The organism is Kitasatospora sp. NPDC087861 (assembly GCF_044742585.1).
In the GTDB taxonomy this organism is placed as follows: domain Bacteria; phylum Actinomycetota; class Actinomycetes; order Streptomycetales; family Streptomycetaceae; genus Kitasatospora.
Genome location: NZ_JBIUUS010000017.1, coordinates 198,603 through 209,184, shown reverse-complemented (window position 1 = coordinate 209,184; position 10,582 = coordinate 198,603). Strand labels below are relative to the sequence as shown.

10 protein-coding genes and 1 pseudogene are annotated in these 10,582 nt (G+C 74.6%); 5 read left to right on the top strand and 6 right to left on the bottom strand.

The window, feature by feature from the left end; genetic code table 11:
- Positions 1-136: 136 nt before the first annotated feature.
- Complete coding sequence (locus tag ACIOJE_RS24400; RefSeq protein ID WP_280677939.1) at positions 137-799, bottom strand: DUF3000 domain-containing protein; 663 nt, start codon at positions 797-799, stop codon at positions 137-139.
- Between the two features lie 182 nt (positions 800-981).
- On the opposite strand from ACIOJE_RS24400, the gene hemE reads away from it, so the two are divergent.
- Positions 982-2,049 (top strand): uroporphyrinogen decarboxylase, encoded by a 1,068-nt coding sequence (gene hemE, locus ACIOJE_RS24395; RefSeq protein ID WP_280678311.1) that lies wholly within the window; start codon positions 982-984, stop codon positions 2,047-2,049.
- A 46-nt stretch (positions 2,050-2,095) separates the two neighbouring features.
- On the opposite strand, the gene ACIOJE_RS24390 is transcribed toward hemE, so the two are convergent.
- Positions 2,096-2,392: a hypothetical protein gene (locus ACIOJE_RS24390; RefSeq protein WP_280677941.1), complete on the bottom strand. Its 297-nt coding sequence runs from the start codon at positions 2,390-2,392 to the stop codon at positions 2,096-2,098.
- 115 nt (positions 2,393-2,507) lie between these two features.
- Positions 2,508-2,939: a DUF523 domain-containing protein gene (locus ACIOJE_RS24385; RefSeq protein WP_400778797.1), complete on the bottom strand. Its 432-nt coding sequence runs from the start codon at positions 2,937-2,939 to the stop codon at positions 2,508-2,510.
- 64 nt (positions 2,940-3,003) lie between these two features.
- Between ACIOJE_RS24385 and ACIOJE_RS24380 the strand changes: the two genes are divergently transcribed.
- The 3 genes from ACIOJE_RS24380 to hemQ are packed head-to-tail and all read left to right on the top strand — an operon-like array spanning position 3,004 to position 5,778.
- Complete coding sequence (locus tag ACIOJE_RS24380) at positions 3,004-3,582, top strand: Uma2 family endonuclease (protein WP_280677945.1); 579 nt, start codon at positions 3,004-3,006, stop codon at positions 3,580-3,582.
- 34 nt (positions 3,583-3,616) lie between these two features.
- Positions 3,617-5,047, top strand: coding sequence for a protoporphyrinogen oxidase (gene hemG / locus ACIOJE_RS24375; protein WP_280677947.1), 1,431 nt, complete (start codon positions 3,617-3,619; stop codon positions 5,045-5,047).
- Positions 5,044-5,778: a hydrogen peroxide-dependent heme synthase gene (hemQ, locus tag ACIOJE_RS24370; RefSeq protein ID WP_280677949.1), complete on the top strand. Its 735-nt coding sequence runs from the start codon at positions 5,044-5,046 to the stop codon at positions 5,776-5,778. Before hemG ends, hemQ begins: the two co-directional genes overlap by 4 nt.
- Before the next feature lie 99 nt (positions 5,779-5,877).
- On the opposite strand, the gene ACIOJE_RS24365 is transcribed toward hemQ, so the two are convergent.
- From ACIOJE_RS24365 to ACIOJE_RS24355, 3 genes and pseudogenes are all read right to left on the bottom strand, one after another.
- Positions 5,878-6,660 carry a TIGR04222 domain-containing membrane protein gene (locus tag ACIOJE_RS24365; protein ID WP_280677951.1) on the bottom strand — a complete coding sequence of 261 codons (783 nt, stop codon included), beginning with the start codon at positions 6,658-6,660 and terminating at the stop codon, positions 5,878-5,880.
- A gap of 69 nt (positions 6,661-6,729) precedes the next feature.
- The gene (locus ACIOJE_RS24360; RefSeq protein WP_280677953.1) at positions 6,730-7,821 is read right to left on the bottom strand and encodes a TIGR04222 domain-containing membrane protein; all 1,092 of its coding nucleotides are present in this window, start codon (positions 7,819-7,821) and stop codon (positions 6,730-6,732) included.
- A gap of 38 nt (positions 7,822-7,859) precedes the next feature.
- Positions 7,860-9,268 (bottom strand): annotated as a pseudogene (locus tag ACIOJE_RS24355) (DUF692 domain-containing protein).
- A gap of 279 nt (positions 9,269-9,547) precedes the next feature.
- Between ACIOJE_RS24355 and ACIOJE_RS24350 the strand changes: the two are divergent.
- Positions 9,548-10,480 carry a GNAT family N-acetyltransferase gene (locus ACIOJE_RS24350; RefSeq protein WP_280677955.1) on the top strand — a complete coding sequence of 311 codons (933 nt, stop codon included), beginning with the start codon at positions 9,548-9,550 and terminating at the stop codon, positions 10,478-10,480.
- The last annotated feature ends 102 nt before the right edge of the window (positions 10,481-10,582 follow it).

Genomic DNA, 10,582 nt, shown 5'->3' with positions numbered 1-10,582 from the left:
AAAAACCTACCAAACCGTTGGGTTTCGCCTGCGCCCCCCCGTTGGGGGGGCCCCCCCCGGGGCGGCGCCCCCCCCCCCCCCGGGGGGGGGGGGGGGGGGCGCCCCCCCCGGCCCCCCCCCCCCCCCCCGCCACTCCTCAGTGCGAACGCGGACGCCGTCGCGCGGGCATCGGGACCACCCCACCGAGTGACGGCACGTCGGCCGGCGCCTGCGGGGCCGGCGCGGCCGGCGGCAGACCGGCGCTGATGCACAGCAGATCCCCCCAGGCCGCGAGGTGCCGCTCGAACCGGCCGTCGGCCGGCGTCCAGGAGGCCCGGATCTCGATCTCGGTCGAGGACGGACGCTCCGCCAGCGCGCCGAAGTACTGCGAGGCGCAGTGGGTCACCGTGCCGGACGGCTCCGCGTACCCGGCGCCGTGCGCCTGCAGCGCGTCCAGCAGCCAGGCCCAGCCGACCTCCGACAGCATCGGGTCGCCGGCCATCTCCGGCTCCAGCTCCGCCCGGGTCATCGTCACCACGCGGAAGTCCCCGTTCCAGGCCTCCTGCCCGGCCGGGTCGTACAGCAGCACCAGTCGGCCGTCCGCCAACTCCTCGCCGTCCACCTCCACCGAGGCGGTCACCGCGAAGGCGTGCGGGGCGAGCCGGCGCGGGGCCGGCGCGGGGGAGAGCTGGATCTCGGGCCGCAGCCGTGCTCCGTCGAGGGCCTCCAGGGCGGCCCGGAACTCGCTCGGCGCCCCCTCCCGACCTGTTCCGCCACCTGCTCCGCCACCCTGCGCGGGGTGCCCGCCGACCGCTGCCATGACCCGAAGACTAGGTCGAAAACTTCGGTTAACGCCGCAACTTCCGTCCGAGCGGCGTGCCGGAACGGCAAACCTGGTCAGATCTTGGAGGAACCCACGAGACCGGCCGGGAAAGCCGCCCCGGGGCGCATGCGAAGATTTGAACCGTGAGCGAGACTACGGCAGACACCACGGCGGCCACCATCGACGGCCCGCCCACCCCCGCGCGCCGCGGCGCCGCGCACGACTCCGCGTTCCTGCGCGCCTGCCGGCACGAGCCGGTGCCGCACACCCCGGTGTGGTTCATGCGCCAGGCCGGCCGCTCGCTGCCCGAGTACCTGAAGGTCCGCGAGGGCATCCCCATGCTGGAGTCCTGCATGCGGCCCGAGCTGGTCAAGGAGATCACCCTGCAGCCGGTGCGCCGGCACCAGGTGGACGCGGCGATCTTCTTCAGCGACATCGTGGTGCCGCTCAAGGCCGTCGGCATCGACGTCGACATCAAGCCCGGCATCGGCCCCGTCATCGCCGACCCGATCCGCACCGCCGAGGACCTCAAGCGGCTGCGCCCGCTGGAGCCCGACGACGTCCCCTACATCACCGAGGCCGTCGGCCTGCTGGTGGACGAGCTCGGCACCACCCCGCTGATCGGCTTCGCCGGTGCCCCGTACACCCTGGCCAGCTACCTGATCGAGGGCGGGCCGTCCAAGAACCACGAGAACACCAAGGCCATGATGTACGGGCAGCCCGAGCTGTGGGCCGCCCTGGTCGACCGGCTCGCCGACATCACCTCCGCCTTCCTGAAGGTGCAGATCGAGGCCGGCGCCTCGGCCGTCCAGCTCTTCGACTCCTGGGTCGGCGCGCTCGCCCCCGACGACTACCGCCGCTCGGTCATGCCGTCCAGCACCAAGGTGTTCGACGCCGTCGCCCACTACGGCGTGCCGCGGATCCACTTCGGCGTCGGGACCGGCGAGCTGCTCGGCCTGATGGGCCAGGCCGGCGCGGACATCGTCGGCGTCGACTGGCGAGTGCCGCTGAACGTCGCCGCCGAGCGGGTCGGCCCCGGCAAGGGCCTGCAGGGCAACCTCGACCCGGCCGTGCTGTACGCCCCCACCAAGGTCGTCGAGACCAAGGCCCGCGAGGTCCTGCACGCCGCCCAGGCGCTCGGCACCAGCGGCCACATCTTCAACCTCGGCCACGGCGTCCTGCCGTCCATGGACCCGGACGCGCTCTCCCGTCTCGTCGCCTTCGTCCACGAGGCCAGCGCCCGCTGACAGCCCCCTGGTGGCGGCCCCCTGTCCGGGGCCGCCACCGGCGCGGTCAGTCCTCGTCCGGTTCCTCCGGGCCGGGCTCCGGGGGCAGCGCGGCCGCCGGGCGGCGCCGGCGCCACACCCGGTACACCAGCGCCGCCGGGACGCCCAGCACCAGCAGGAACGGTGCCACCGCCGCGGCGGCGTTCGGTGCGGCCGCGGGCGCGGCCGGTGCTGCGGCGTCCGCCTTCCCCGCCGCCGAGCCGGCCGACGCATCCCGCTCGGCCCCCGCGCCGCACCCCCCGAGCAGCAGGACGGCCACCGCCACCGCCGCCGACGCCCCTGCTCCCGCTCTTCGTCCCCTCATCGGGCCCTCCCCAAGTCCGTTGGCAGATCTCCTCATTGGACGAGAGGGCGGGCCGAACGGACCCCACCGGGAGATCGCGACTCGAGCACGGCTCGGCGGCGGGCCGGACACGCCGCTACCCGGTCGCGACCTCGATCCCCGCCCGCCGCAGCAGCGCCGCCGTCACCCCGTCCCCGGGGCGCAGCTCCCCGGTGAACGTCCCGTCGTACACCCGGCCGCAGCCGCAGGACGGGCTGCGCGCCATCAGCAGCGCCCGCCGCGCGCCCGCCGCCTCGGCCGCCGCCAGCGCCGCCCGGGCCCCGGCCACGAACTCCGCCGTGCAGTCGGCCCCCGTCGCGTCCACCACCCGCGCCCGCCCGTCCAGCACGTCCGCCCCGTCCCCGCCCACGATCTCCGCCGGGGGCCGCGGCGTCGGCAACCCGCCCGCCCCCTCCGGACACACCACGACGGCCCGCCCCTCCTCGACCAGCCGCACGGCGCCCGGGGAGGTCTTCGCCCGTCCGTCGTACCGGCACGGCACCCCGGCCAGACACGCACTCACCACGATAGGTTCCACAGCGCACAGCCTAAGCAGTGGCTCTCCGCGCCTCGCAAATCGCTATCTTCGGACCATGCGTGAGCTGCCGGACTGGATGTACGCGCCCAGGGACGAGGGCTGGTTGGCCGATGACCTCGACCACCTGCCGCAGGCACCGCGGCACACCGAACTGATCGATGGAGCCCTGGTCTTCATGATGTCGCCCCGGCGTTCCTGGCACAGCCGGACGGTGACGAGGCTGACCACCGCCCTGGAGGATCTGGCACCGGCGGGGTCGCTGGTCGATCGCGAGATGACGATCAAGCCGGATCGGCGCAATCGCCCGGAGCCGGACGTGGTGGTCACCACCGTTGCCTATGACGCCGATCGCACCTGGTTCGCTCCGGCCGACGTCACGCTCGTGGTCGAGGTCGTCTCCCCGGAGTCCGCGCACCGGGACCGTACGGTCAAGCTTCGCAAGTACGCCGAGGCCGGGATCCCGCACTACTGGATCGTCGAGGAGGACGGCCTGCCGGTCGTGCACGTCTACGAGTTGGATGTTCCGACCTCCACCTACGCACCCGCCGGGATCTTCCGGGGCGTGCTGGAGCGGCCGGTGCCGTTCCCGATCACGATCGACCTGGACAGCCTGGTGCCGAAGCGGGCGGGTTGAGGCCTGCGTGTAAAGACCTGCGAGACTGCGAGGCATGTCGGATGCACAGGTCGTCGTCGTCGGTGGTGGGATCGCGGGGCTGGCCGCGGCCGCTTTTCTGAGCGGGGCCGCCGGGGGGCCGGTGCGGGCGCGGGTGACGCTGCTGGAGGCGTCGGAGCGGGTCGGCGGAAAGCTGTGGGGCGGCGAGGTCGGCGGGGTCCGGGTGGACCTGGGGGCCGAGTCGATGCTGGCGCGGCGGCCGGAGGCGGTGGAGCTGGCGCGGGCGGTCGGACTGGCGGAGCAGCTGGAGCCGCCGACCACCGCGAAGGCGTCGATCTGGACCCGGGGGGCGCTGCGCCCGCTGCCGGGCGGGCAGGTGATGGGCGTCCCGGGCGATCTGGACGCGCTGGCGGCCTCCGGGGTGCTCACCGCCGAGGGGCTGGAGCGGGCCCGGCACGAGGGCGCCACCGAGGTCGGGGACGACGTGGCGATCGGCCGCTACGTCGCCGACCGGCTGGGGCAGGAGGTGGTGGACCGGCTGGTCGAGCCGCTGCTGGGCGGCGTCTACGCCGGGCGGGCCGACGAGATCTCGCTGCGCGCCGCCGTACCGCAGCTGCTGTCGATCGCCCGCGGCGGCGGTTCGCTGGTCGAGGGGGTGCACGAGCTGGCCTCGCGGCCGAAGGTGGTCGGCACCCCGGTGTTCCAGGGCCTGCACGGCGGCCTCGGCACCCTGCCGGAGGCCGTCGCCGCAGCCTGCGTGAAGGCGGGCGTGGACCTGCGCACGAACGCGCCGGTGGACGAGCTGCGCCGCACCCCCGAGGGCTGGCGGGTGGTGACCGGCGGCGAGGTGCTGCACGCGGACGCCGTGGTGCTGGCCGCCCCGGCCCCGGCCGCGGCCCGGCTGCTGCGCGCGGACGCGCCGACGACGGCCGCCGAGCTGGACACCGTCGAGTACGCGGGTATGGCGCTGGTGACCCTGGCGTTCCGCCGGGCCGACCTGGCCGAGGTGCCGGTCGGCAGCGGGTTCCTGGTGCCGCCGGTGGACGGGCGGCGGATCAAGGCGTCGACGTTCTCCTCCAACAAGTGGGGCTGGCTGGAGCGTTCCGCCCCGGACGCGTTCCTGCTGCGCACCTCGCTGGGCCGCTACCGCGAGGAGGAGGCGCTGGAGCTGCCGGACGAGGAACTGGTGGCCCGCTCGCTGGCGGACCTCGGGGAGGCGATCGGCCTGACCGCCCGGCCGTACGACACCGCCGTCTCACGCTTCCGGGCCGGTCTGCCGCAGTACCCGGTGGGCCACCTGGACCGGGTGGCCCGGGTGCGGGCGGCGGCGGCCCGGGTGGGGGGACTGGCGCTGTGCGGCGCCGCGTACGACGGGGTGGGCATTCCGGCCTGCATCGGCTCGGCGGCCGCCGCGGTGGCCGCCCTCGACAAACTGTTGGCCCCGGCGACCGGGGAAGGTTCCACGGAGAGGACAATGGGCGCATGACTGAGACCGTTGAGCGGCAGCCGGAGCAGCCGGAGCAGCAGCCCGAGAAGAAGAAGGCGCGCGACCTGAACCAGGTCATCCGCTACACCATGTGGTCGGTGTTCAAGCTCAAGGGCGCGCTGCCCGAGGACCGCAGCGCCCTGGCCGCCGAGGTGGACGAGCTGTTCGCCCAGCTGGCCGCGAAGGACGTCACGGTGCGCGGCACGTACGACGTGTCCGGGCTGCGTGCGGACGCCGACATCCTGGTGTGGTGGCACGCCGGCGACTCGGACGACCTGCAGGAGGCGTACAACCGCTTCCGCCGCACCGGCCTGGGCCGCCAGCTGGAGCCGGTCTGGTCGAACATGGCGCTGCACCGCCCCGCCGAGTTCAACAAGTCGCACATCCCGGCGTTCCTCGCCGACGAGCGCGCGCGCGACTACGTCTGCGTGTACCCGTTCGTCCGCTCCTACGAGTGGTACCTGCTGCCGGACGCCGAGCGGCGCGCGATGCTCGCCGAGCACGGTCAGATGGCCCGCGGCTACCCGGACGTGCGGGCCAACACGGTGGCCTCGTTCGCGCTCGGCGACTACGAGTGGCTGCTCGCCTTCGAGGCTGACGAGCTGCACCGCATCGTCGACCTGATGCGCGACCTGCGCCCCTCCCGGGCCCGGCTGCACGTCCGCGAGGAGGTGCCGTTCTTCACCGGCCGCCGCAAGCCGGTCAGCGAGCTGCTGAACGGCCTGGCCTGACCACTTCGGGGCCGGAGAACGGGGTCCGCTTCGGCGGGCCCCGTTCCGTTTGTCACGTCCGGTGCGTCTGGCGCGTCCGGTGCGTCCGGCGCGGCGCCGTCACGTCCGGTGCGGGCGGAGGGCGGCGCGCAGGCGGGCGTCGGGGAGGACGGCGGGGCCGTTCATGGCGACGGCGGTGAGCAGTTCGCGCTCCTCGTCGTCGGCGAGGCCGCGCTGGCGGGCCGGGCGGACCTCGCGCAGCACCTCCTGGCCGACCGGGGACGCCCAGCGGGTGTACGGGTAGACGTCGACCCGGGCCATCAGCAGGGTGCCCGAGGTGAGCACCAGCGGCAGGGAGAACCAGGCGAGCGGGGCGAGGGCGTCACCGCCGGTGAAGCCGCTGAGGGCCAGCGCGGCGGCCAGCAGGAGCAGCGACAGCAGCAGCGCGTGCCGCACCTGCCGGACCACCAGGACGGTGCTGCGCTGGATCAGGGCCGGGGTGGCCAGGCCGGCCAGCGAGAGCCGGGCGCCGATCTCCAGGACGGTCGGGTGCTCGGCCATCGCCCGGCGCAGCTCGTCGGTGCGGCACTGGCCGTCGGGGCCGACGGTGGTGATGATCGCGCGTTCCAGGCGGCTGCGGCCCTTGGGGTCGACCACCGTGGTCCAGCCGGTGTGCGCCAGGTGCAGCCGGCCCCGGCCGGCCATCAGGACGAGGGCGAGTTCGACCACCCGGCCCGGGCCGCCGGCCAGGTAGGCCGTCTCGTACAGGCCGATCCCGACGGCCTCCGGCGGCCGCAGCCCGTCCGCCTCGGCCAGGGCGTCGGCGGCGGCGGTCGTCCGGACCAGCCGGATGCAGGACAGGACCGCGGCGACGCACGCCGGTATCAGGAACAGCAACCACATGGGCTTGTTGTATGCCTGGGCCGACGGCGCGGGGAACGGCTTACCGGACCGCGATACCGAACTGTGACGTCAGGAGCCGCAGCCGCCGCCACCGCAGCTCGACCCGCAACTCGACGAGGACGAGCCGCAACTGGAGGACGAGGACCCGCAGCTGGAGGACGAGGAGCCGCAACTGCTGGAGCTGGAGCCGCAGCTGCTGCCGCTTCCGCCGCAGGAGTGGGAGTGGGAGCCGGAACCGGAGTCGGAGGAGCCGCACCAGGCCGCGGAGCCGCCCCCGCAGGAGGAACCGGAGGAGCTGGAGCAGCTGGACGAGCCGGACGAGGAGGAGCTCGTCGAGGAGGAGTAGGCACTCGCGGCGGCCGACTTCACCGCCTCCTCCTGGGCGGCCGCCAGCATCACCTCCTGCAGTTCGTCGTTCTCCAGCCCGGCGGCGGCCAACCCGCCGAGCGCGAGGGCGCCCAGCAGCGCGCCGCCCGTCATCTTCGGCGACAGGCCGGCGCTCGGCGTCCACGGCGAGCCGACCGTCATCAGGGAGAGCTGGCGCTGCCCGGCCGGGGTGATCCGGCCCTTGACCGTCGGGGTGACGAGCAGGCTGACCACGCCGATGAACAGGAGCAGCAGCGGGATCCACACCGCGGGCCGGTCGGAGCCGGCGCCGCCGTCGTCCAGCACGTAGGCGAGGACGGTGAAGACGACCACGCCGAGCAGCGCGAGCCAGAGCAGGCGCCGGGCGGTGCGGGCCCGCCGCAGCCGCTCGGGCCGGCGCAGCAGACCGCGGTCGGCGAGCCGGTCGCCGATCTCCTGCACGGCGGCGGAGCGCATCACGGCGCGGCGCAGCGGGGCGAGTTCACGGCTGCCGCCCGGGCCGACGGCCTCCAGGATGGCCTGGTCGACGGCGTCGTACGGCTTGTGGCCGATGAGGGTGACCAGGCCGGCGCGGTTGATCACGGCCCGCTCGGCCAGGTGCATCCGGACCAGGGCGGTGTCGAACACCCGGCCCGGGCCGCCGGACAGGAACGCGGTGTCCATCAGCGGCAGGCCGCGGCCGGGCAGGCCCCGGGCGTACCGGACGTGACCGATCCGCTGCCTGGTCCGGGTCGCGTACAGGGCGGCCGCCGCCAGCAGGACGGCGGGGATGACGAAGTAACTGTTGTGCCACATGGGCGGGTTCCCCCGAGGTGTGCGGTGAAGGCGGGTACTCAGCGCCGCAGGGCCTGGCGCAGACGGGCGAGCGGGCCGGTCGGCCGCTCGGGGGCCGGGTGGAGCCACTGCTCCAGGGCCCGGCGGCGGTCGGCGGCGAGTGGGCCGTCGTCGGCCAGCGCCCAGGCGGCGAAGGCCCGGGCGTCGGCGCGGTAGCCGCCGGTCTGCGGGTGCCGGCGGGCGTAGCCGAGGAACAGCGGCCCGTACTGCGGGCCGAGCAGGCGGGGCAGGTCGGGGGCCACCTTGGCGACGGTGTCCCGTCGTTTGGTGGCCAGGCCGGTGGACTGGGCGCGGACCTGGTCCGGGTCGAAGCCGGGCGGGACGGGGCCGCCGGCCACCAGGGCGGCCAGCAGCTCCTGCTGGCGCCGTGCCAGCCGGGCGCGGGCTGCGCCGGTCGCGCACTCGCCTCCGGGGCGCTCGGCCCCGGTGCCGGCGGCGGCACCGGCGGGCCCGTTCGGTTCGACGTGGGTGGTCAGGTCGCTCATCCGCGGGTGCTCCCCTCCAGCACCCGGCGGATGGCGTCCAGTTCACCGGCCAGCTCGGTGGGCGGCGGGAAGGCGGCGTCCCGTTCCAGCAGGACGCCGGGTGGTGCGATCCGCGCGCAGAGTTCGGCCAGGACGTCCAGCACCGGTTCGGTGACGGGGTGGGCGTGCGTGTCGTGCCAGACGCCGTCGATCAGGGTGCCGCCCGCGACGTGGACGTAGGCGAGCGCCTCCAGCGGCAGGCGGTCGAGTTCGGCGGCCGGGTCGACGCCGAGGTTGACCCGGTTGGTGTGCAGGTTGGCGACGTCGATCAGCAGCCGGACGCCGGTGCGCTCGACCAGTTCGGCGAGGAACTGCCCCTCGGTCAGTTCGTCGTCGGGCCAGGCCAGCTGGGCGGCGATGTTTTCCAGGGCGAGCGGGACCGGGAGCTGGTCCTGGGCGATCCGGACGTTCTCGGCGATGACCCGCAGCGAGTCCCGGGTGCGGGGGACCGGCAGCAGGTGGCCGGCCTCCAGGCCGCCGGCCCGGACGAACGCCAGGTGCTCGGTGACCAGCGGGGATTCGAGCGCGAGCGCCGTCTCCGCGAGCCGGGCGAGCCGGGCGGGGTCGGGCAGGTCGGCGCCGCCGAGGCCGAGCGCGACGCCGTGCGGGACGACGGTGACGCCGCGGGCGCGCAGGACCGTCAGGGACTCGGGCAGGTGGTCGGCGCAGATGTTCTCGGCGACTACCTCGACCCAGTCCAGGCCGGGTTGGCGTTCGACCACGGTGTCGATCTCCGCGCGCCAGCCGAGGCCGACACCGAGGCGGTTCGCGGTGGCGCGGTCCGCGGCCGTCCGGTCCGCGGTCGTCCGTTCCGCCGCGGTCCGGTCCGCGGTGGCGGGGCCGGCGGTTGCCCGTGCGGGCAGTTCCAGTGCAGGGGAGGTCATCGGTTCGCCCCCTTCGGAGGGCTGGGTGGGGAGGGCCGTCGGGTGGTGCGGGCGTCGTCGCCAGGACCGCGCGGCCGTGCTGCTGAGGATGTCCCCGGGTGGGGTGGCTGCCAAGCCTCACCCGGTCATCTCAGAGCATTATTTGAGCTTGCCGTCCTGGTGATGAGGGACTTTAGTCCCCGGATCCGGACGTTGCCGCAGGTGGGGTGCCACAACGGCGGGCCCGCCGGCGGAAAATGCGAAGCGGCGGGCGGCCCACTGCGGATAGCGTGCGAATCCATGACTTCGAAGACTTCATTGACAATCCGTGACTTCCGCCCCGACGACGCCGAGGCGGCCGTGGCCGCGCACCGGGCCGGGCGCGCGCACCTGGTGATGACCGCCGAGAACCTGGTCTGGATGAACGACCGGCAGCTGCCCGGCGAGCACTTCCGCACCTTCGTCGCCGAACTGGACGGCCGGGTGGTCGGCTCGGTCCGCTGCGCGGTGGCGGTCGGGACGACGACCGTGGGCGTCGGCTACGCCAACGGCAGCGTGCTGCCCGGGGCCCGGCGGCGCGGCGCGTTCACCGGCCTGCTCGCGGCCGCCGAGCGGCACCTGGCCGAGCACGGCGTGACCGAGGTGCACGGCTGGGTGGACGACGCACCCGGGTCGCTGGCCTTCGCGGCCGCCCGGGGCTTCGTGATCGGGCGGCAGGGCTACTTCTCCGGACGGGACCTGACGCTGCCGCTTCCGCAGGCGCCCGTCCTCCCGGCCGGCGTGGAGCTGCGCCCGGGGAGCGACTGGGCGGACGACCCGCTCCCGCTCTTCGTGATCGACGAGGACGCGAGCCGCGACGAGCCCGGCGAGGTGGTGCTGGACGCCACCGAGTACGAGGACTGGCGGCAGGGCGTCTGGAATCGGCCGGACCTGGACCAGGCGCTGACCACGGTCGCGGTGGTGGACGGCGAACCGGCCGCGTTCACCATCGCGCAGACCGACGGACGGGGCCTGTACTGGTCCGGATTCACCGCCTGCCGTCGGCAGTTCCGCGGGCGGGGCCTGAGCAAGCTGGCCAAGCTGGAGTCGCTGCGGCTGGCCGCGGCGGCCGGCGTCCGGCACGCGTACACCGCGAACGACGCGACCAACGCGCCGATGCTCGCGATCAACGCGTGGCTGGGGTACGAGCGCTGTGCCGGGGAGTTCAAGGGGATCAAGCGGCTTGGCGCCTGAAGTCGCCGTCTGGCAAGTGGATGTGACGGTACGTCGGAATGGGCGGAGCCGGATCGGTTGAGGATATTCCCCGGGAAGGCGGCGGGGAATTGTGTGGGCGGA

Excerpts from the sequence above, each read along its gene's own strand:
- ACIOJE_RS24380 (WP_280677945.1), top strand. The coding sequence starts at position 3,004 with ATGCGTGAGCTGCCGGACTGGATGTACGCGCCCAGGGACGAGGGCTGG.
- hemQ (WP_280677949.1), top strand. The coding sequence starts at position 5,044 with ATGACTGAGACCGTTGAGCGGCAGCCGGAGCAGCCGGAGCAGCAGCCC.
- ACIOJE_RS24400 (WP_280677939.1), bottom strand. The coding sequence starts at position 799 with ATGGCAGCGGTCGGCGGGCACCCCGCGCAGGGTGGCGGAGCAGGTGGC.
- ACIOJE_RS24365 (WP_280677951.1), bottom strand. The coding sequence starts at position 6,660 with ATGTGGTTGCTGTTCCTGATACCGGCGTGCGTCGCCGCGGTCCTGTCC.
- hemG (WP_280677947.1), top strand. The coding sequence starts at position 3,617 with ATGTCGGATGCACAGGTCGTCGTCGTCGGTGGTGGGATCGCGGGGCTG.
- ACIOJE_RS24350 (WP_280677955.1), top strand. The coding sequence starts at position 9,548 with ATGACTTCGAAGACTTCATTGACAATCCGTGACTTCCGCCCCGACGAC.
- ACIOJE_RS24390 (WP_280677941.1), bottom strand. The coding sequence starts at position 2,392 with ATGAGGGGACGAAGAGCGGGAGCAGGGGCGTCGGCGGCGGTGGCGGTG.
- ACIOJE_RS24360 (WP_280677953.1), bottom strand. The coding sequence starts at position 7,821 with ATGTGGCACAACAGTTACTTCGTCATCCCCGCCGTCCTGCTGGCGGCG.